Here is a 19,295-nt window from a genome sequence, read left to right as displayed (position 1 = left end):
AGGGGATAGTCATTTGCAATTCAGAGCTCTAGGGTAGGACTTTTCCAGACTGCACTTGCAGATGGGCCTTCGATCTGTAAAGGAAACCGACCATGCGCCTCGCTGCCCTACCCCTGTTGCTTGCCCCGCTCCTGCTGAGCCCCCTTGCCCAGGCCGCCGCGTTGAGCGTGTGCACCGAGGCCAGCCCTGAAGGGTTCGACGTGGTGCAGTACAACTCACTGACCACCACCAATGCTTCGGCTGACGTATTGATGAACCGCCTGGTGGATTTCGACACCGCCAGCGGCAAGGTCATTCCGAGCCTTGCCGACAGCTGGGAAGTCAGCACCGACGGCCTCACCTATGTGTTCAAACTGCACCCGCAGGTGAAATTTCACACAACCGATTACTTCAAGCCGAGCCGCGAGCTGAGTGCCGAAGACGTAAAATTCAGCTTCGACCGCATGCTCGACCCGGCCAACCCGTGGCACAAAGTCGCGCAGAGCGGCTTCCCCCATGCGCAGTCGATGCAACTGCCAAGCCTGATCAAGAAGATCGACGCCCTCGACCCGCTGACCGTGCGTTTCACGCTTGATCATCCGGATTCGACCTTCCTCGCGACCCTGAGCATGGGTTTCGCCTCGATCTATTCCGCCGAATACGCTGACAAACTGATGAAGGCCGGCGCCACCGACAAACTCAACAGCCAGCCGATCGGCACCGGCCCGTTCGTGTTCAATCGCTTCCAAAAAGATGCAGCGATTCGCTACAAGGCCAATCCGGACTATTTCCGTGGCAAGCCTGCCGTCGACCCGTTGATCTTCGCCATCACGCCGGACGCCAACGTGCGCCTGCAAAAGCTGCGGCGCAATGAATGCCAGATCGCCCTGTCGCCGAAACCATTGGATGTACAGGCCGCGCTGAAGGAACCGACGCTGAAAGTCGAAAAGACTGACGCTTTCATGACCGCTTTCGTGGGCATTAACAGCCAGCATCCGCCGCTGGACAAGCCGGAAGTGCGCCAGGCGATCAACCTCGCTTTCGACAAGGCCAACTACATCAAAGCCGTGTTCGAAGACACCGCCGAAGCGGCCAATGGCCCGTACCCGCCGAACACCTGGAGCTACGCGAAGAACCTGCCGGGCTACCCGCACGACGTGGCCAAGGCCAAGGCGCTGCTGGCCAAGGCCGGCTTGAAGGACGGCTTCCAGACCACAATCTGGACGCGGCCATCCGGCAGCCTGCTCAACCCGAACCCAAGCCTCGGCGCGCAGATGCTGCAGTCGGATCTGGCCGAGATCGGCATCCAGGCAGAAATCCGCGTGATCGAATGGGGCGAACTGATTCGCCGCGCCAAGGCCGGCGAACATGATCTGCTGTTCATGGGCTGGGCCGGCGACAACGGCGACCCGGACAACTTCCTCACCCCGCAATTTTCCTGCGCGGCAGTGAAGTCCGGGACCAACTTCGCCCGCTACTGCAACGCCGATCTGGACAAGCTGATCAGCGCCGGCAAGACCACCAGCGAGCAAGGCGTGCGCACCAAGCTGTATGAGCAGGCACAAGCGCAGATCCAGCAGCAGGCATTGTGGCTGCCACTGGCGCACCCGACGGCCTACGCTTTGACGCGCAAGGATGTTCAGGGTTATTCCGTCAGCCCGTTTGGCCGGCAGGATTATTCCAAGATCAGCCTCAAATAACCTGCCTGACACGCCGGTGGATGGAAACAATCTGTGGGAGCGAGCCCGCTCGCGAAAGCGGTCTTTCAGCAAACAATGATGCTGACTGATAAAACGCCTTCGCGAGCAGGCTCGCTCCCACAAGGTCCAGAATCGGCGCCGAGAACTACATCCAGCCACACTCCGCCATCGACAGCGGTTCGCCGTCGCCGACGATGAAGTGATCGAGCACTCGCACGTCAATCAGTTCCAGGGTTTTCTGCAGGCGCTTGGTCAGCAGCCGATCTGCCTGACTCGGATCGGTGTTTCCGGACGGGTGGTTGTGACAGAGGATCACTGCTGCGGCGTTATTGGCCAGCGCGCGCTTCACCACCTCCCGTGGGTGCACGCTGGTGTTGTCGATCGAGCCGCGAAACAGCGCCTCGAAATTCAGCACCTGATGTTTCGAATCGAGAAACAGGCAGCCGAACACCTCGTGCGGCTCATGCCGCAGCATCGCCTTGAGGTAATCGCGGACGACCTGAGGGTTCTCGAGTGCCGGTTTCTGTCGTGAGCGCTCGGCCAGATGGCGCTTGCTCATTTCCTGCGCGGCTTGCAGCTGCGCGAACTTGGCGGGGCCGAGGCCCAGTTGTTTGCTGAATGCGTCCTGATCGGCCTCGAGCAGCAAACGCAGGCCACCGAATTGCGTCAGCAGATGTCTGGCGAGGTCGACAGCGCTTTTTCCGGGCAATCCGGTGCGCAGAAAAATCGCCAACAACTCAGCGTCCGAAAGACTCCCTGCGCCGTGTTCCAACAGCCTTTCCCGCGGCCGTTCCGCCGCCGGCCAATCGCGAATACTCATAGCACCTCCTTGTCTGTGGGCGCCGCTGTTCCGTAGCGGTCGCTGTGATATCGTAGCCCATCTTTTTGGCGGTCGATTCAACCCTGGGGAGGGGTATCGCGCCGCCGTCATCAACGAAATGAAAGGCAGACCTATGCAGCGGCTGTATCGGAAACGCATCGTTCTGGGCGTCGGCGGCGGCATTGCGGCCTACAAGAGCGCCGATCTGGTTCGCCGCCTGATCGACCAGGGTGCCGAAGTGCGCGTGGTCATGACCCATGGCGGCGCCGAATTCATCACCCCGCTGACCATGCAGGCCCTGTCGGGCCACCCGGTTCACCTCGACTTGCTCGACCCTGCCGCCGAAGCCGCCATGGGTCATATCGAGCTGGCGAAATGGGCCGATCTGGTACTGATCGCCCCGGCCACCGCCGACCTGATCGCCCGTCTGGCCCAAGGCATCGCCAACGATCTGCTGACCACGCTGGTGCTGGCCACCGACGCCGTGGTTGCTGTCGCGCCAGCGATGAATCAGGCGATGTGGCGCGACCCGGCGACCCAGGCCAACCTGCAACTGCTGGAAAGCCGTGGCCTGAAGACTTTCGGCCCGGCCTCGGGCAGCCAGGCCTGCGGCGACGTCGGCATGGGCCGCATGATGGAGGCCACCGATCTGGCCCTGCTCGCCGCTGATTGCTTCCAGCGCCAGGCCCTGACCGGCAAGCATGTGGTGATCACCGCCGGCCCGACTCAGGAAAACATCGACCCGGTGCGTTACATCACCAACCACAGCTCCGGCAAAATGGGTTTTGCCCTCGCCGAAGCAGCCGTGGAAGCCGGCGCCCGTGTGACGTTGATCAGCGGCCCGGTGCACCTGCCGACGCCGGATCGCGTGACGCGGATCGATGTGGTCAGCGCCCGCGACATGCTCGCCGCCTGCGAATCGGCCATGCCTTGCGATGTGTTCATCTCGTCGGCAGCGGTGGCGGACTACCGCCCGGAAGTAGTAGCTCCGCATAAACTCAAGAAAGATCCTACGAGCGGCGACGGCTTCGTCCTGCAAATGGTGCGTAACCCGGACATCCTGGCCACCATCGCGACCCGTCCCGACCGTCCGTTCAGTGTCGGCTTCGCCGCCGAAACCGAACACCTGCTCGACTACGCTGCACGCAAGCTGAAGGACAAGAATCTCGATCTGATCGTCGCCAACGACGTCGCCAACCCGAGCATCGGTTTCAACAGCGAAGAAAACGCCTGCAGCGTCATCGACCGTGAGCTGCACGCCACGGTTTTCGCCCAGACCAGCAAGAGCAAGATCGCTCGCCAACTGGTCACTTTTATCGCCGAACGTCTGAACCAGGTTTAATTTACATGCACGCTTTGCAAGCCAAGATCCTCGATCCACGCATCGGCACCGAATTCCCGCTGCCGCAATACGCCACGCCGGGCTCCGCCGGCCTCGACCTGCGCGCCATGCTGGAACAGGACATCGTGATCAAACCGGGTGAAACCGTGCTGATTCCCACCGGCCTGTCGGTGTACATCGGCGACCCGAATCTCGCCGCACTGATCCTGCCTCGCTCGGGCATGGGCCACAAACACGGCATCGTGCTGGGCAATCTGGTCGGCCTGATCGACTCCGATTACCAGGGTCCGCTGATGGTCTCCTGCTGGAACCGCGGCCAGAGCGACTTCACCATGACCGTCGGCGAACGCCTGGCGCAATTGGTGCTGGTACCGGTAGTGCAAGCACATTTCGAAATGGTTGAAGAGTTTGTCGAGACCGAGCGCGGTACCGGCGGCTTTGGCCACACTGGCACCAAATAACCGGATAGAAATTATGGGGTGAGGGGATTTATCCCCGTTGGGCTGCGAAGCGGCCCCAAGATTTTGGGTCTGCTGCGCAGCCCATCGGGGATAAATCCCCTCGCCACAAAAAATGCGCTATATCGGCAGCAGGTTTTAACACCGTAAATCAAGGTTTTGCCGGCCGAAAGCCACGCCAGCCGGGGCGTCATGGCCCTTTCATAGCACGAACTCTCTGTGGAAAACGCCGTCATACCCTTCAGTTTGAGCCTGCCGTCGAATCTTTCGCCGGTCTGTCCCGCCCTTTTCGAGATGGAGCATGTCCACAGATGAGCACCCCCGCCAAGATCGCCCCGACGCTGCCTGACAGCATTTTCCGCGCCTACGACATTCGTGGCACCGTGCCGGAATTCCTCAACGGTGAAACCGCCTACTGGATCGGTCGCGCCATCGGCTCGCAGAGCCTGGCCCAGGGCGAGCCGAACGTGTCGGTCGGTCGTGACGGTCGCCTGTCCGGCCCGGAGCTGGTCGCGGAACTCATTCGCGGCATCGCCGAGAGCGGTTGCCACGTCAGCGATGTCGGCCTGGTGCCAACGCCGGCACTGTACTACGCCGCCAACGTGCTGGCCGGCAAGTCCGGGGTGATGCTCACCGGTAGCCACAATCCGTCGAACTACAACGGCTTCAAAATCGTCATCGCCGGCGACACCCTCGCCAACGAGCAGATTCAGGTGCTCCACGAGCGCATCAAGAACAACGACCTGAGCACTGGCCAGGGCAGCGTCACTCAGGTCGAAATCCTCGACCGCTACAACACCGAAATCGTCCAGGACATCAAACTGGCCCGCCGCCTGAAAGTCGTGGTCGACTGCGGCAATGGCGCGGCCGGCGTGATCGCCCCGCAACTGATCGAAGCGCTGAACTGCGAAGTCATCCCGCTGTTCTGCGAAGTCGACGGCAACTTCCCGAACCATCACCCGGATCCGGGCAAACCGGAAAACCTCGTAGACCTGATTGCCAAAGTCAAAGAGACCAACGCCGATATCGGCCTGGCCTTCGACGGTGACGGCGACCGCGTTGGCGTGGTGACCAATACCGGCAGCATCGTCTACCCGGATCGCCTACTGATGCTGTTCGCTCGCGACGTAGTGGCGCGCAACCCGGACGCGGAAATCATCTTCGACGTCAAATGCACCCGTCGCCTGGTGCCATTGATCAAGGAATACGGTGGTCGGCCGCTAATGTGGAAGACCGGTCACTCGTTGATCAAAAAGAAAATGAAACAATCCGGCGCACTGTTGGCCGGCGAAATGAGCGGGCACATCTTCTTCAAGGAACGCTGGTTCGGTTTCGACGACGGCATCTACAGCGCCGCACGTCTGCTGGAGATCCTCAGCAAGGAAAAATCCACTGCTGAAGAGCTGTTTGCGACCTTTCCGAACGATATTTCCACGCCGGAAATCAATATCCATGTGACCGAAGAGAGCAAATTCAGCATCATTGATGCACTGCACGATGCTCAGTGGGGCGAAGGCGCCGACCTGACCACCATCGACGGCGTGCGTGTCGATTACGCCAAAGGCTGGGGCCTGGTGCGCGCGTCCAACACCACACCGGTGCTGGTGCTGCGCTTCGAGGCCGATGACGAGGCTGAATTGCAGCGCATCAAGGATGTGTTCCACGCCCAACTGAAACGCGTTGCACCTGATCTCCAACTACCGTTCTGATCCACCCGGAGCCCTGAATGACCCTCGAACGCGAAGCCGCCGCCAACACTGCCAAGGTCCTGTCCGAAGCGCTGCCTTACATCCGACGCTATGTCGGCAAGACCCTGGTGATCAAATACGGCGGCAACGCGATGGAAAGCGAGGAGCTGAAAACCGGCTTCGCCCGCGACATCGTGCTGATGAAAGCCGTGGGCATCAACCCGGTGGTCGTGCACGGTGGCGGCCCGCAGATCGGTGATCTGCTCAAGCGCCTGTCGATCGAAAGCCACTTCGTCGACGGCATGCGCGTTACCGACGCGGCGACCATGGACGTGGTGGAAATGGTCCTTGGCGGTCAGGTCAACAAGAGTATCGTCAACCTGATCAACCGCCATGGCGGCAGCGCCATCGGCCTGACCGGTAAGGATGCCGGGCTGATCCGGGCGAAGAAGCTCACCGTCTCCCGCCAGACCCCGGAGATGACCCAGCCGGAAATCATCGACATCGGCCATGTCGGCGAAGTCGTCGGCATCAATACCGAGCTGTTGAATCTGCTGGTCAAAGGCAACTTCATCCCGGTCATCGCGCCGATTGGCGTCGGTGAGAACGGCGAGTCGTACAACATCAACGCCGACCTGGTGGCGGGCAAGGTTGCCGAAGCACTGAAAGCTGAAAAGCTGATGCTGCTGACCAACATTGCCGGCCTGATGGACAAGTCGGGCACCGTGCTGACCGGCCTGAGCACGCAGCAGGTCGACGACCTGATCGCCGATGGCACGATCTACGGCGGCATGCTGCCGAAGATCCGCTGCGCACTGGAAGCGGTTCAGGGTGGCGTAGGTAGTTCGTTGATCATCGACGGTCGTGTGCCGAACGCGATTCTGCTGGAAATCTTCACTGATACTGGCGTAGGTACGCTGATCAGCAATCGCAAGCGTCCTTGATGGCTGATCGCTGAAAGCAAAAGATCGCAGCCTTCGGCAGCTCCTACAGGGATTTCGCACATGCGGGAATCCGCTTTTGTAGGAACTGACGAAGGCTGCGATCTTTTTTGTGCGCGCAGGAAACGCCTGACTCGACACAGCGAAACGTCCGACATCCCTTCAGAACAAATCTCCCTAGGATCTTCCCCTCATCCAACGGAGATCTTCCCATGCAAAAAAACAGCGTTCCTTACGGCAGTGACATTTCGGCTGGCACTTACGCCTGCGTGGACTGCGGCCGAGAGTATTCAGCCCCTTCGCAGACTTCGATGCCGCCCTGCCCTGACTTCACCGAAGCCTCTCACCCACTCAAGGGCTGGAAAGTGCTCACCGGCCAAGGAGATGCACCCCAGGATCCCTACCCAGCCGCCAGCGACAAATAACCGGAGCGGCGACTCATGCAGATCTCGTTCACGATCGACGCCGATGCTTTCGAGCAGGAACAAAAGGAACCGGTAAAAAAGACCTTGCGCATCGGCGACGCTGAAATCGCCCATGCGCTGGAGCGCATCGCCAAAGCCAGCCTGACCGAATACCTGAAAATGCTGGTTGAGGGCGGCATGCCCAGCCGGGCGGACGAAGCCAAACAGGATCGCCTGCTGTATCTGATTCAGAGTTACTTTGGGCAAACCCTGCCGACCGAATCGCAGATCTCGACGATCTTTCAACTGACCCAGAGCCAAAGCAAAACCCTGCTGAAGAACACCGTTTCGCGTTTTCGCAATCAGCTCGACGACATCCTGCAGCACAGCATGCGCGCCGTAATCCAGTCCGCCGAGCATGCGCAAAACGTGTTTCTGGTGGTGATCAGCTCGGACGTGATCCGCGATGAATTGAACATGCTCATCACCCAGAACGAGTCGACCTTCAAACCCATCACCAAACGCAAGGGCAGCGCCGGGCAATTCGAGATCAGCGAAGATTCCCACGCATTGCTGTGTGCAACGCTGGGTCTGAATGCCGTTCAGTGACATCGTCGCGGTCAGTGGCTTGCTGCTGACCCTGACCACGTTCATGTTCAATCTGGCGTGGCCGGCGCTCAATGAAGCGCTGGCTGAAGATGAATTTCAAAAAGGTTCGCAGGCCCGCAAGCGCAGTCGAGACAAGGTGATGGCAGCTTTCTACTGGCGAGCATTGCCATTGACGTGCGCGTTTGTGGCGCTGTTTTACGTCAACTTGCCGGCTGCGGTTAGCATCATCGACAGCAGCACGCTGGATTTGTGGGATTTCGATGTGGATCGCACGTTGTACGTGATGGTGGTTGTAGCGCTGCTGGTGTTTGCGCTGGTCAATGCGGGACTGGCGCTGAGACTGCTGATCAAATGGCAAAAACTGCGTAGACCACTGTAGGAGCTGCCGAAGGCTCGGGCCGCGATCGGACGATCTTTTGATCTTGATCCTGAAAAACAAGATCAAAAGATCGCAGCCTTCGGCAGCTCCTACAGGTGCGTATCACACGCCAAATTGGGCGCGGTACGCTTCCACGGCTGGGAGGTGTTGCTTGAGCTGCGGATCGTCGGCGAGGAACTCCAACACCTGATTCAGCGAGACGATGCTGATCACCGGAATGCCGAAGTCACGCTCGACTTCCTGGATGGCCGACAATTCGCCGTTGCCACGCTCCTGGCGGTTCAGCGCGATCAGCACACCGGCGGCTTTGGCGCCGTCTTGGGAAGCGATGATCTGCATCACTTCACGAATGGCGGTGCCGGCGGTGATCACGTCGTCGATGATCAACACTTCGCCAGTCAGCGGCGCGCCAACCAGGCTGCCGCCCTCGCCGTGGGCCTTGGCTTCCTTACGGTTGAAGCACCATGGCAGGTCACGGCCGTGATGTTCGGCCAGCGCAACGGCGGTCGTGGCCGCCAGCGGAATGCCTTTATAAGCCGGGCCAAACAGAACGTCGAAAGAAATGCCGCTCTCGGCGATGGCGGCGGCGTAGAAACGCCCCAGCTGCGCCAGGGCCGAACCCGAGTTGAACAGGCCGGCGTTGAAGAAGTAGGGACTGGTGCGCCCGGACTTCAGGGTGAACTCACCGAAGCGCAAAACGCCGCGATCGATGGCAAAACGAATGAAATCGCGCTGATACGCTTGCATGAAAAAAACCCCAAATACCACGGATTTAGCTAATTAGCTTGACGCCGTGTATCATACACGCACGCGATTTTTGGGGCCATTTATGCGGATCATCAGTGTGAACGTCAATGGTATTCAGGCGGCAGTCGAGCGCGGTTTGCTCAGTTGGCTGCAAGCCCAGAATGCCGACGTCATCTGCCTGCAGGACACCCGTGCCTCCGCCTTTGAACTGGATGACCCAGCCTTCCAACTGGATGGCTACTTCCTTTATGCCTGCGATGCTGAAGTCCCTGCCCAAGGCGGCGTGGCTTTGTATTCGCGGTTGCAACCGAAGGCTGTCATCAGCGGTCTCGGTTTCGAGACGGCCGACCGCTACGGGCGCTACCTGCAAGCAGATTTCGACAAAGTCAGTATTGCCACCTTGCTGTTTCCTTCGGGGATGAACGGCGATGAGGACTTGAACCAGAAGTTCAAGCTCATGGACGATTTCGGCAAGTACCTGGACAAACAGCGACGCAAACGTCGCGAGTACATTTATTGTGGCTCGCTGTACGTTGCGCAGCAGAAACTCGACATCAAGAACTGGCGCGACAGCCAGCAATCTCCAGGCTTCCTGGCGCCGGAACGCGCCTGGATGGACGAGATTGTCGGCAACATGGGCTATGTCGATGCGCTGCGCGAAGTCAGCCGCGAAGGCGATCAGTACAGCTGGTGGCCGGATAACGAACAGGCCGAGATGCTCAATCTGGGCTGGCGTTTCGATTACCAGATCCTGACCCCGGGCCTGCGTCGCTCGGTGCGCAGTGCACGCCTGCCGCGTCAGCCACGGTTCTCGCAGCACGCACCATTGATCGTCGACTACGACTGGACGCTGACCATCTAAGCGTCGTATCGCAGCCAAAGAAAATGCCCGCATCGTGAGATGCGGGCATTTTTTATGCGCCGTGCTTCCTAAACCGCAGCGAAGAATGGCAAGGCCAGGTACAGCTTGATCACGATGACGTTAACGATATCGATGAAGAACGCTCCTACCATCGGCACCACCAGAAACGCGATTTGCGAAGGGCCATAGCGCTGCGTCACCGCTTGCATGTTGGCAATGGCCGTAGGCGTGGCACCCAGCCCAAAGCCGCAGTGTCCCGCAGCGAGTACGGCGGCATCATAGTTGCTGCCCATCACCCGAAACGTTACGAAAATCGCGAACAGCGCCATGACCAGCGCCTGCACGGCCAGAATGATGAAGATCGGCAATGCCAACGCCGCCAGATCCCAAAGCTTCAGCGACATCAGCGCGATCGCCAGAAACAGCGAGAGGCTGACATTGCCGAGCACGGAAACTTCACGCTCGAACACCTGATACAAGCCAAGTGCTGACAGACTGTTGCGCAACACCACACCTACAAACAGCACGCAAACAAACGTCGGCAGTTCGAACGCAGTGCCATGCAGAACGCCATTCAGAAGGTTGCCAGCGAGCAGGCTGACGGCAATCAGCGCCAGCGTCTCGACGAACGAAAACGGCGTGATTGAGCGTTCCTTGTTTGGCTGTTCAAAACCTCTTGGCAGTCGCGGCGCTTGTTGCGGATTGCAACCCGGCACTTGCACGCGCTTGATCAGCAACCGGGCAACGGGCCCACCGATCAGACCACCCAGCACCAGACCGAACGTCGCTGAGGCCAGCGCCAGCTCTGAAGCCGACGCCAGGCCATATTTCTCGCTGAACACCGCGCCCCATGCAGCGCCAGTGCCGTGGCCGCCGGCCAGCGTGATCGAGCCCGTCAGCAAGCCCATCAAAGGGTCGAGCCCGAGCAGGGTTGCCAACCCGATGCCCATGGCGTTCTGCACCACCAGCAAGCCAATGACCGCCAGCAGGAAGATACCGACAATGCGGCCGCCCTTCTTCAGACTGGCAAGGTCAGCACTCAAGCCAATGGTGGCAAAGAAAGCCAACATCAGGGGGGTTTGCAATGATGTATCGAAGCGGACTTCAATGTCGAAAGTGCGCAATATCAACAGGAGCACGGCAACCACAAGGCCGCCTGCTACCGGTTCAGGAATATTGTAACTTCGCAGAAAGCCGACACGCGTAACAAGTCCGCGTCCGAGCAGCAGTACTAAAGAAGCGGCCACGAGCGTGCCGTAGAAATCGAGCTCAATCATGTGGATTATTCTTGGCTAAGTATTCACGAGGCGAGCGTTTACCTGGGCTCGACGGGTGAACCGGCTGATTTTCTCAACACTGATTACTGGGGAATTCAAGTGCCATCGATGGCTTGAACATATCGGAATGTTTCAACCGAAACATTACATCGGGCAACTTTAACAACCAGCTCGCGCCAATAACAAGAACGGGAATAAGCACTGGACCGATCAGTTGTGACCAAAGATGTAATAGAGGAACATCAGCAAATAAATGCCAAACCGCACATCGTTAACAGACTAGTCCTACAACAAAAACCAATTATTAAGTTGCACAAATAAAAATACCCCGATAAGTCGGGGTATTTTCATATTGCGACACAACAGACTTTCACTTGATCAATCGCCAGGTGAACGGATATCTGTATGGGAAACCTTCGTTGGCTTTGACCCCTGCAATGATCGTCAGGACCAGTGCGGCGATCGCCAACAAACCAAACAGGAAGAAACCAATGATCAGCAGCATGAGCAGGAAGCAGATCATTGAGGCTATCGCCACCGTGATCTGAAAATTCAACGCCTCTTTGCCCTGTGCATCGATAAAAGGGTCTTTCTCGCGCTTCATCTGCCATAGGATCAACGGCCCGATCAGATTGCCGAACGGAATCCAGATCCCCAGCAAGGCGGACAGGTGACAGAACATTGCCCACTGGCGAACCTCCTGGCTCGGTTTGGGCAGCAACTCTTGCTCGTCACTCATCATGTCCTCCTTGTGGTCGAAAACCTCAGTCGGCCAGTGCAGCCTTCTGCAGTTCGAAGATCTCGTTCATGCCTTTCTTCGCCAGTTCCAGCATGGCGTTCAAGTCTTCAGGCTGGAACGGCGCGCCTTCAGCAGTGCCCTGCACTTCGATGAAACCGCCGGTGCTGGTCATCACTACGTTCAGGTCGGTTTCAGCAGCGGAATCTTCAAGATAGTCCAGATCCAGCACCGGCTCGCCCTGGTACATGCCCACCGAGACTGCACCGATCATCTGCTTGAGCGGGTCACCGCCTTTCAGGCCGCCGCGCTTCTTGATCACTTTCAGGGCATCGACCAGCGCAACCATGGCGCCGGTGATGGACGCGGTGCGAGTACCGCCATCGGCCTGGATCACGTCGCAATCGACATACAGGGTCACGTCGCCAAGCTTGGACATATCCAGCGCCGCGCGCAGGGAGCGGCCGATCAGACGCTGGATTTCGAGAGTACGACCGCCCTGCTTGCCACGGCTGGCCTCACGCTGGTTACGCTCACCGGTGGCGCGCGGCAGCATGCCGTACTCGGCAGTCAACCAGCCCTGGCCCTGGCCTTTGAGGAAGCGCGGCACGCCATTTTCGACGCTGACGGTGCAGATGACTTTGGTATCACCGAATTCGACCAGTACGGATCCCTCGGCGTGTTTGGTGTAGTTGCGGGTGATGCGGATCGAGCGGAGCTGATCGGCAGCGCGACCACTTGGACGTTTCATAGGGATACCTGTACTGAGGACGGAAAACTGCCGAGCATTATAGAGCCCTGCACCGCGAGTGGGCACTGGTTAAAACCGCCGGCCGACGACCGAAGCCCCTCGAGCGCGCATAACCGACGGGCTGCAGCGCTTTGTCACACCGTGTGTTTGGGCGCATTCGCCGCACTGCGCTACAATCCTGCGCCTTTGCTGCCAGTCGGCTTAAATTCATTGAAATCGCGCCTGCGAAACAGCGTTTCGCGCCGATCTGCATTGCGAGGTCACCGCCATGGTGCACAGCATGACCGCCTTCGCCCGCGTCGAGAAAGCCGGCGTTCAGGGCACCCTGAGCTGGGAACTGCGCTCGGTCAACAGCCGCTATCTGGAACCGCACCTGCGCTTGCCCGAATCGTTTCGCGACCTCGAAGGCGCCGTGCGTGAAGCACTGCGTCAGGGCCTGTCGCGGGGCAAACTGGAATGCACGCTGCGCTTCACCGAAGAAAGCACCGGCAAACCGCTGCAAGTGGACCGCGAACGCGCCGCACAACTGGTGGCCGCTGCGGAAACCGTTGCCGGGCTGATCAAGAATCCTGCTGCGCTGAATCCGCTGGAAGTGCTGGCCTGGCCCGGCGTGCTGGTGGCCGATGCGACCGACCCGCAAGCGCTGAACGCCGAAGCGCTGGCGCTGTTCAATCAGGGCTTGAAGGATCTGAAGGCTGGTCGCGAGCGCGAAGGCGCGGAGCTGGCTCGCTTGATCAACGACCGCCTGACTTCCATCGAAGAAGACGTGGTGACCCTGCGTGAACTGGTGCCGCAGATGCTCGCCACCCAGCGCCAGAAGGTCCTCGACCGCTTTGCCGACATGAAGGCCGAGCTCGACCCGCAGCGCCTGGAACAGGAAATGGTCATCCTCGCGCAAAAAAGCGACGTGGCCGAAGAACTGGATCGCCTGAGCACTCACATCATCGAAGTCCGCCGGGTGCTCAAGTCCGGTGGTGCCGCCGGGCGGCGTCTGGACTTCCTGATGCAGGAGCTCAACCGCGAGGCCAACACACTGGGCTCCAAAGCCTTCGACCCGCGCAGCACCCAGGCCGCCGTCAACCTCAAGGTGTTGATCGAGCAGATGCGCGAACAAGTGCAGAATATTGAGTAAGGCTACCCTGACATGACCCAACACACCGGCACCCTGTACATCATTTCCGCGCCATCGGGCGCGGGCAAGAGCAGTCTGGTCAAGGCGTTGACCGACGCCGATCCGGAGATTCGCGTTTCCGTTTCGCACACCACCCGCGCCATGCGCCCGGGCGAAGTGGATGGCGTGAACTACCACTTCGTGACCCGCGAAGAGTTCGTGAAGATGGGCGAGCACGGCGACTTCCTTGAACGCGCCGAAGTCTTCGGCAATTTCTACGGTACCTCGCAAAGCCGCCTGCAACAGACCCTGGACGAAGGTCACGACCTGATTCTGGAAATCGACTGGCAAGGCGCCGAGCAAGTGCGCAAGCTGATGCCGCAAGCGCGCTCGATCTTCATCCTGCCGCCATCGCTGCAAGCCCTGCACCAGCGCCTGACCAACCGCGGCCAGGACAGCGACGAGATCATCGACGGCCGCATGCGCGAAGCGGTCAGCGAGATGAGCCATTACGTCGACTACGATTACCTGATCATCAACGACGATTTCGCCCACGCGCTCGACGATCTGAAAGCGATTTTCCGCGCCAATCAGCTGCAACAGAAACGCCAGCAAGTGCGTTTCGGCAAATTGCTGGCTGAATTGCTCGGCTAAAACAGCACTTCCCAAAATGCCTGCAAGCGCTTTACATTGGTGCTTGCAGCGCGTTGAAGGGTCTGGTCAAAAAATCAGCGCTTCCCTAATCGCTGGTGATTTTTTAAACTGCTCAGTCCGCTCGCCCAACCGGGCAGCGCGCATATTGCATTCGCTCCGAGGAATACCATGGCCCGCGTAACCGTTGAAGACTGCCTAGAACACGTGGAAAACCGCTTTGAGCTGGTCATGCTCTCTACCAAGCGTGCCCGTCAACTGGCCACCGGCGGCAAAGAGCCATTGGTGCAGTGGGAAAACGACAAGCCGACCGTTGTCGCGCTGCGTGAAATTGCTGAAGGCCTGATGAGCTACGAGTTCATCGCCGAGCAGGAAATCGTCCAGGATGAACCGCTGTTCGCAGCGTTCGAGGACGAGTCGAACGAGGCCGTCTAAGCCTATGCCTGGTCGACGTAGCACGGCGCGGGGTCACAGCTTTCGGCAGGAATCATCATGCCGAGCATAGACGCCCTCGCCGATCGCTTATCGACCTACCTCGGCAACGACCAGGTCAACCTGGTCCGCCGAGCGTATTTCTACGCCGAACAAGCCCATGACGGTCAACGCCGTCGCAGCGGCGAGGCGTATGTCACGCATCCTCTTGCCGTGGCCAATATTCTTGCCGACATGCACATGGACCATCAGAGCCTGATGGCCGCGATGCTGCATGACGTGATCGAAGACACCGGTATCGCCAAGGAAGCGCTGCAAGCGCAGTTTGGTGAAACCGTGGCCGAACTGGTCGACGGGGTCAGCAAACTGACCCAGATGAACTTCGAGACCAAGGCCGAAGCACAGGCTGAAAACTTCCAGAAAATGGCCATGGCCATGGCGCGCGACATCCGGGTGATCCTGGTCAAGCTCGCCGACCGCCTGCACAACATGCGCACGCTGGAAGTGCTGTCCGGCGAAAAACGCCGGCGCATCGCCAAGGAAACTCTCGAGATCTACGCGCCCATTGCCAACCGGCTGGGCATGCACGCGATCCGCATCGAATTCGAAGACCTCGGCTTCAAGGCCATGCACCCGATGCGTTCCGCGCGGATCTACCAGGCGGTCAAGCGCGCCCGGGGCAACCGCAAGGAAATCGTCAACAAGATCGAAGAGTCCCTCGGTCACTGCCTCGCCATCGACGGCATCCAGGGCGAAGTCAGCGGTCGGCAGAAACACCTCTACGGCATCTACAAGAAAATGCGCGGCAAGCGTCGGGCCTTCAACGAGATCATGGACGTTTACGCGTTCCGGATCATCGTCGACAAGGTCGATACCTGCTACCGCGTATTGGGTGCTGTGCATAATTTGTACAAACCGTTGCCAGGGCGCTTCAAGGATTACATCGCGATCCCCAAGGCCAACGGCTATCAGTCGCTGCACACCACGCTGTTCGGCATGCACGGTGTACCGATCGAGATCCAGATCCGTACCCGCGAAATGGAAGAGATGGCCAACAACGGCATCGCCGCCCATTGGCTGTACAAATCCAGCGGCGACGAGCAGCCCAAAGGCACGCACGCCCGCGCTCGCCAGTGGGTCAAAGGCGTGCTGGAAATGCAGCAACGCGCCGGCAACTCGCTGGAATTCATCGAAAGCGTGAAGATCGACCTGTTCCCGGACGAGGTCTACGTGTTCACGCCCAAAGGCCGGATCATGGAGCTGCCAAAAGGCTCCACGGCAGTCGACTTTGCCTACGCAGTGCACACCGATGTCGGCAACAGCTGCATCGCCTGCCGGATCAATCGTCGTCTCGCGCCGCTGTCGGAACCGCTGCAAAGCGGCTCCACGGTCGAGATCGTCAGCGCTCCCGGCGCACGGCCGAACCCGGCGTGGCTCAACTTCGTGGTCACCGGCAAGGCACGCACACATATTCGTCATGCGCTGAAGCTGCAGCGCCGCTCCGAGTCCATCAGCCTCGGCGAACGCCTGCTGAACAAGGTCCTCAACGGTTTCGACAGCTCCCTGGAGAAGATCCCGGCAGAGCGCGTCAAAGCAATGCTTACCGAGTACCGCCTCGAACTGATCGAAGACCTGCTCGAAGACATCGGCCTGGGCAACCGCATGGCGTACGTGGTCGCCCGTCGCCTGCTTGGCGAAGGCGAGCAGCTGCCGAGCCCGGAAGGTCCGCTGGCGATTCGCGGCACCGAAGGCCTGGTGCTCAGCTACGCCAAGTGCTGTACACCGATCCCCGGCGACCCGATTGTCGGGCATCTGTCGGCGGGCAAAGGCATGGTCGTGCACCTGGATAACTGCCGCAACATCAGCGAAATCAGGCACAACCCGGAAAAATGCATCCAGCTCTCGTGGGCCAAGGATGTCACCGGCGAATTCAACGTCGAGCTGCGCGTCGAGCTGGAACACCAGCGTGGCCTGATCGCCCTGCTGGCCAGCAGCGTCAACGCGGCCGACGGCAATATCGAGAAAATCAGCATGGACGAACGCGATGGTCGCATCAGCGTCGTGCAGTTGGTGGTCAGCGTCCACGACCGTGTGCACCTGGCCCGCGTGATCAAGAAACTGCGCGCCTTGACCGGGGTGATCCGCATCACCCGCATGCGCGCATAACCTGCCCATTACAAGGAGTCCTACATGACCAAAACCGTCATCACCAGCGACAAGGCCCCGGCCGCCATCGGTACTTACTCCCAGGCGATCAAGGCAGGCAACACCGTGTACATGTCGGGCCAGATTCCTCTGGACCCAAAAACCATGGAACTGGTTGAGGGCTTCGAAGCCCAGACCGTCCAGGTCTTCGAGAACCTCAAAGCCGTGGCCGAAGCTGCCGGCGGTTCGTTCAAGGACATCGTCAAACTGAACATCTTCCTCACCGACCTGAGCCACTTCGCCAAGGTCAACGAGATCATGGGCAAGTACTTCGACCAGCCATACCCTGCCCGCGCCGCCATTGGCGTGGCCGCCCTGCCGAAGGGTGCGCAGGTTGAAATGGATGCCATTCTGGTCATCGAGTGATGCGCACGGCGCGGCCTTCACGCCGCGCCGACTGCCGCAAGAAAAGGTTTTGAAAGGATTTCACCATGCGCAAAGCGCTAGCTCTCTCGCTGCTCGCCCTGTTTCTCGGCGGCTGCGCCAGCGACCCTGCCGACCGTGACATCAGCGGCACCTGGATCAACCAGGTGGCGATCGATGCCGCCGCCAAGGGCGGTCCCCTGCGTGAAGCGCTGCAGGCTTACGGCCCGAATCTGGAGTGGGACGTCAACACCAAGGCCGGCCAGGCCCGCTATACCAACGGTTTTGAGAACGTCGAAGGACGGCTGCTGGGCGAAGAGTCCGGCGCCTGGAAAGTCGATTTCTACGGCAGCTCCGCCAGCGAACTGAAACGCGATGGCGGGCGCCTGCAGCAAGCTGCCAGCGACAACGAACCCGAACAAGTCTTCGATCGCGCACAGATCCCCGTGCCGGAAGGCGCGCCAATCGGTGCCAGCTTCGAACGCGCGCTCTACTCAGCATACCTGGGCGGCAACTGGACCATCGCCAGCGGCCAGGGTGAAGGCGGCACCGTGCAGTTCCAGGCCGACGGCCAGGTGACCGGCCTGCCGGGCGTTGACCGTTATGCCTTGTGTCTGGCCGGCGATTGCGCGTCCATGAGCAATGGCAACGACAGCATGTGGCTGCAACTCAATGGCCAGGGCAATAACTGGATCTTTGTGCGCAAGGGCAAGGAGCTGGAGATTCTGCAGGCAGTCAATGCTGCGCTGGCAGATGAGCAACCGCAGTTTGCCGCGGGTGAGCGCAAGTGGTTGCTGGAAAAACAGTAACCTGCTTCCGAAACCTCAGAAGATCAAATGTGGGAGCGAGCCTGCTCGCGAACGCGGTGGGTCAGTCAAACTGATAATGACTGACATACCGCATTCGCGAGCAGGCTCGCTCCCACAGTGGTTTTTGTGTTGCTGAAAATTCAGCACTTACCTTCAAGAATCGCTGCGTAGCCTTCACGATAGCTGGGATACTTCGGCACCCACCCCAACGCTTTCGCCCGCGCATTGCTGCAACGCTTGCTGCCGGTGCGCCGCACACTGGCGTCGTCCGCCCATTCAGTCACACCCAGATATTCGCGCAACCAGCCCACCACCTCGGCCAATGGCGCTGGCGCGTCATCCACACCGATATAGAGCTCGTCCAGCTTGACGCCCTCGCGGTCTTTTTCCAGCAAGAACGCCAGCAGCCCCGCTGCATCATCGGCATGAATACGATTGCCATACAGCGGTGGCTCCGTAGCCACGCGATAGCCGCGACGCACCTGAGTCAGCAGCCACTCGCGGCCCGGGCCGTAAATGCCGGTCAGCCGCAGCACACTTGCCGGGATGCCGCTATTGAGCGCGACCTGCTCGGCTTCGAGCATCAAGCGACCTGAATAACCGGCCGCGACCGTCTCGGAGGTCTCATCCACCCATGCTCCGTCCTGCTGCCCGTACACGCTGCTGCTGGACACGAAGATCAGCCTCTCGGGCACTTGCCCATAGTCACCCAGCCAGCTCAGCACATTCTGCAAACCCTGCACGTAGGCCTTGCGATAGCCCTCTTCGTCGTGATCGGTGGCCGCGGCGCAATACACCAGATAGTCGACAGCGCCTATCGGCCAGGTCGCCGGGCACTCTTCGCTGAACAGGTCGCCGGCGACGCCGATGACACCCTCCGGCAGCTTGGAAACGTCGCGGCGCAGGCCATGAACCTGCCAGCCAGCCGCCAGCAATTGCGTGGCCAGACGACTGCCGACATCACCACAACCGGCAATCAAAAGAGAAGGCGCGGACATCAGAAAACTCCCATCAGAAAGGCACAGACTAGC

Annotated in this window: 19 protein-coding genes and 1 pseudogene; 14 read left to right on the top strand and 6 right to left on the bottom strand. The window is 59.7% G+C overall.

Annotation, left to right across the window (positions count from 1 at the left end):
• Positions 1-92 precede the first annotated feature (92 nt).
• Complete coding sequence (locus tag ACV8MC_RS07395) at positions 93-1,679, top strand: ABC transporter substrate-binding protein (RefSeq protein WP_150637120.1); 1,587 nt, start codon at positions 93-95, stop codon at positions 1,677-1,679.
• Between the two features lie 145 nt (positions 1,680-1,824).
• On the opposite strand, the gene radC is transcribed toward ACV8MC_RS07395, so the two are convergent.
• Positions 1,825-2,499, bottom strand: coding sequence for a RadC family protein (gene radC / locus ACV8MC_RS07390; RefSeq protein ID WP_095181239.1), 675 nt, complete (start codon positions 2,497-2,499; stop codon positions 1,825-1,827).
• A gap of 133 nt (positions 2,500-2,632) precedes the next feature.
• Between radC and coaBC the strand changes: the two genes are divergently transcribed.
• From coaBC to ACV8MC_RS07360, 6 genes and pseudogenes are all read left to right on the top strand, one after another.
• The gene (gene coaBC, locus ACV8MC_RS07385) at positions 2,633-3,841 is read left to right on the top strand and encodes a bifunctional phosphopantothenoylcysteine decarboxylase/phosphopantothenate--cysteine ligase CoaBC (protein WP_016772551.1); all 1,209 of its coding nucleotides are present in this window, start codon (positions 2,633-2,635) and stop codon (positions 3,839-3,841) included.
• A 5-nt stretch (positions 3,842-3,846) separates the two neighbouring features.
• Positions 3,847-4,302 (top strand): dUTP diphosphatase, encoded by a 456-nt coding sequence (gene dut / locus ACV8MC_RS07380; RefSeq protein ID WP_016772550.1) that lies wholly within the window; start codon positions 3,847-3,849, stop codon positions 4,300-4,302.
• Between the two features lie 302 nt (positions 4,303-4,604).
• A pseudogene (locus ACV8MC_RS07375) lies at positions 4,605-6,008 on the top strand (phosphomannomutase/phosphoglucomutase); the annotation flags it as partial.
• A 17-nt stretch (positions 6,009-6,025) separates the two neighbouring features.
• Positions 6,026-6,931, top strand: coding sequence for an acetylglutamate kinase (gene argB, locus ACV8MC_RS07370; protein WP_016772548.1), 906 nt, complete (start codon positions 6,026-6,028; stop codon positions 6,929-6,931).
• Positions 6,932-7,368: 437 nt separating this feature from the next.
• Positions 7,369-7,941: a hypothetical protein gene (locus tag ACV8MC_RS07365; RefSeq protein WP_457264920.1), complete on the top strand. Its 573-nt coding sequence runs from the start codon at positions 7,369-7,371 to the stop codon at positions 7,939-7,941.
• Entirely contained in the window at positions 7,928-8,320 is a 393-nt protein-coding gene (locus ACV8MC_RS07360) for a hypothetical protein (protein WP_305381777.1), read from the top strand. Before ACV8MC_RS07365 ends, ACV8MC_RS07360 begins: the two co-directional genes overlap by 14 nt.
• 102 nt (positions 8,321-8,422) lie before the next feature.
• Here the strand turns inward: ACV8MC_RS07360 and pyrE are convergent, their stop codons facing one another.
• Entirely contained in the window at positions 8,423-9,067 is a 645-nt protein-coding gene (gene pyrE, locus ACV8MC_RS07355) for an orotate phosphoribosyltransferase (protein ID WP_016772544.1), read from the bottom strand.
• 82 nt (positions 9,068-9,149) lie between these two features.
• Here pyrE and ACV8MC_RS07350 point away from each other — a divergent pair, with 82 nt between their 5' ends.
• Positions 9,150-9,929, top strand: a complete 780-nt coding sequence (locus tag ACV8MC_RS07350; RefSeq protein WP_016772543.1) for an exodeoxyribonuclease III — start codon at positions 9,150-9,152, stop codon at positions 9,927-9,929.
• 68 nt (positions 9,930-9,997) lie between these two features.
• Here the strand turns inward: ACV8MC_RS07350 and gltS are convergent, their stop codons facing one another.
• The 3 genes from gltS to rph form a co-directional block, all read right to left on the bottom strand.
• Complete coding sequence (gene gltS / locus ACV8MC_RS07345) at positions 9,998-11,206, bottom strand: sodium/glutamate symporter (RefSeq protein WP_056791569.1); 1,209 nt, start codon at positions 11,204-11,206, stop codon at positions 9,998-10,000.
• A 370-nt stretch (positions 11,207-11,576) separates the two neighbouring features.
• The gene (locus tag ACV8MC_RS07340) at positions 11,577-11,945 is read right to left on the bottom strand and encodes a DUF4870 domain-containing protein (RefSeq protein WP_016772541.1); all 369 of its coding nucleotides are present in this window, start codon (positions 11,943-11,945) and stop codon (positions 11,577-11,579) included.
• A gap of 25 nt (positions 11,946-11,970) precedes the next feature.
• Positions 11,971-12,693: a ribonuclease PH gene (gene rph / locus ACV8MC_RS07335; protein ID WP_027610407.1), complete on the bottom strand. Its 723-nt coding sequence runs from the start codon at positions 12,691-12,693 to the stop codon at positions 11,971-11,973.
• 268 nt (positions 12,694-12,961) lie between these two features.
• Here rph and ACV8MC_RS07330 point away from each other — a divergent pair, with 268 nt between their 5' ends.
• The 6 genes from ACV8MC_RS07330 (at position 12,962) to ACV8MC_RS07305 (ending at position 18,264) form a co-directional block, all read left to right on the top strand.
• Positions 12,962-13,825, top strand: coding sequence for a YicC/YloC family endoribonuclease (locus ACV8MC_RS07330; protein ID WP_016770639.1), 864 nt, complete (start codon positions 12,962-12,964; stop codon positions 13,823-13,825).
• A 12-nt stretch (positions 13,826-13,837) separates the two neighbouring features.
• Positions 13,838-14,458, top strand: a complete 621-nt coding sequence (gene gmk / locus ACV8MC_RS07325; protein WP_039757364.1) for a guanylate kinase — start codon at positions 13,838-13,840, stop codon at positions 14,456-14,458.
• Between the two features lie 168 nt (positions 14,459-14,626).
• The gene (gene rpoZ / locus ACV8MC_RS07320; protein WP_008030604.1) at positions 14,627-14,890 is read left to right on the top strand and encodes a DNA-directed RNA polymerase subunit omega; all 264 of its coding nucleotides are present in this window, start codon (positions 14,627-14,629) and stop codon (positions 14,888-14,890) included.
• A 57-nt stretch (positions 14,891-14,947) separates the two neighbouring features.
• Positions 14,948-17,053, top strand: coding sequence for a bifunctional GTP diphosphokinase/guanosine-3',5'-bis pyrophosphate 3'-pyrophosphohydrolase (spoT, locus tag ACV8MC_RS07315; protein WP_007920338.1), 2,106 nt, complete (start codon positions 14,948-14,950; stop codon positions 17,051-17,053).
• Positions 17,054-17,077: 24 nt separating this feature from the next.
• Positions 17,078-17,458, top strand: coding sequence for a RidA family protein (locus tag ACV8MC_RS07310; protein ID WP_014340863.1), 381 nt, complete (start codon positions 17,078-17,080; stop codon positions 17,456-17,458).
• A gap of 65 nt (positions 17,459-17,523) precedes the next feature.
• Positions 17,524-18,264, top strand: coding sequence for a hypothetical protein (locus ACV8MC_RS07305; protein ID WP_024014801.1), 741 nt, complete (start codon positions 17,524-17,526; stop codon positions 18,262-18,264).
• Positions 18,265-18,404: 140 nt separating this feature from the next.
• Here ACV8MC_RS07305 and ACV8MC_RS07300 read toward each other — a convergent pair whose 3' ends face one another.
• Positions 18,405-19,262: an SDR family oxidoreductase gene (locus ACV8MC_RS07300; RefSeq protein WP_457264916.1), complete on the bottom strand. Its 858-nt coding sequence runs from the start codon at positions 19,260-19,262 to the stop codon at positions 18,405-18,407.
• Positions 19,263-19,295: the final 33 nt, after the last annotated feature.

The sequence above is a fragment of the Pseudomonas sp. PK-RTE-24 genome (assembly GCF_054052265.1).
The sequence above is the reverse complement of the archived record's forward strand: the minus strand, read 5'-3'. Positions and strand labels throughout refer to the sequence as shown.

What these genes read in the sequence shown, in the direction of transcription:
- ACV8MC_RS07395 (WP_150637120.1), top strand. Translation starts at nt 93, where the DNA reads ATGCGCCTCGCTGCCCTACCCCTGTTGCTTGCCCCGCTCCTGCTGAGC.
- radC (WP_095181239.1), bottom strand. Translation starts at nt 2,499, where the DNA reads ATGAGTATTCGCGATTGGCCGGCGGCGGAACGGCCGCGGGAAAGGCTG.
- coaBC (WP_016772551.1), top strand. Translation starts at nt 2,633, where the DNA reads ATGCAGCGGCTGTATCGGAAACGCATCGTTCTGGGCGTCGGCGGCGGC.
- dut (WP_016772550.1), top strand. Translation starts at nt 3,847, where the DNA reads ATGCACGCTTTGCAAGCCAAGATCCTCGATCCACGCATCGGCACCGAA.
- argB (WP_016772548.1), top strand. Translation starts at nt 6,026, where the DNA reads ATGACCCTCGAACGCGAAGCCGCCGCCAACACTGCCAAGGTCCTGTCC.
- ACV8MC_RS07365 (WP_457264920.1), top strand. Translation starts at nt 7,369, where the DNA reads ATGCAGATCTCGTTCACGATCGACGCCGATGCTTTCGAGCAGGAACAA.
- ACV8MC_RS07360 (WP_305381777.1), top strand. Translation starts at nt 7,928, where the DNA reads ATGCCGTTCAGTGACATCGTCGCGGTCAGTGGCTTGCTGCTGACCCTG.
- pyrE (WP_016772544.1), bottom strand. Translation starts at nt 9,067, where the DNA reads ATGCAAGCGTATCAGCGCGATTTCATTCGTTTTGCCATCGATCGCGGC.
- ACV8MC_RS07350 (WP_016772543.1), top strand. Translation starts at nt 9,150, where the DNA reads ATGCGGATCATCAGTGTGAACGTCAATGGTATTCAGGCGGCAGTCGAG.
- gltS (WP_056791569.1), bottom strand. Translation starts at nt 11,206, where the DNA reads ATGATTGAGCTCGATTTCTACGGCACGCTCGTGGCCGCTTCTTTAGTA.
- ACV8MC_RS07340 (WP_016772541.1), bottom strand. Translation starts at nt 11,945, where the DNA reads ATGAGTGACGAGCAAGAGTTGCTGCCCAAACCGAGCCAGGAGGTTCGC.
- rph (WP_027610407.1), bottom strand. Translation starts at nt 12,693, where the DNA reads ATGAAACGTCCAAGTGGTCGCGCTGCCGATCAGCTCCGCTCGATCCGC.
- ACV8MC_RS07330 (WP_016770639.1), top strand. Translation starts at nt 12,962, where the DNA reads ATGGTGCACAGCATGACCGCCTTCGCCCGCGTCGAGAAAGCCGGCGTT.
- gmk (WP_039757364.1), top strand. Translation starts at nt 13,838, where the DNA reads ATGACCCAACACACCGGCACCCTGTACATCATTTCCGCGCCATCGGGC.
- rpoZ (WP_008030604.1), top strand. Translation starts at nt 14,627, where the DNA reads ATGGCCCGCGTAACCGTTGAAGACTGCCTAGAACACGTGGAAAACCGC.
- spoT (WP_007920338.1), top strand. Translation starts at nt 14,948, where the DNA reads ATGCCGAGCATAGACGCCCTCGCCGATCGCTTATCGACCTACCTCGGC.
- ACV8MC_RS07310 (WP_014340863.1), top strand. Translation starts at nt 17,078, where the DNA reads ATGACCAAAACCGTCATCACCAGCGACAAGGCCCCGGCCGCCATCGGT.
- ACV8MC_RS07305 (WP_024014801.1), top strand. Translation starts at nt 17,524, where the DNA reads ATGCGCAAAGCGCTAGCTCTCTCGCTGCTCGCCCTGTTTCTCGGCGGC.
- ACV8MC_RS07300 (WP_457264916.1), bottom strand. Translation starts at nt 19,262, where the DNA reads ATGTCCGCGCCTTCTCTTTTGATTGCCGGTTGTGGTGATGTCGGCAGT.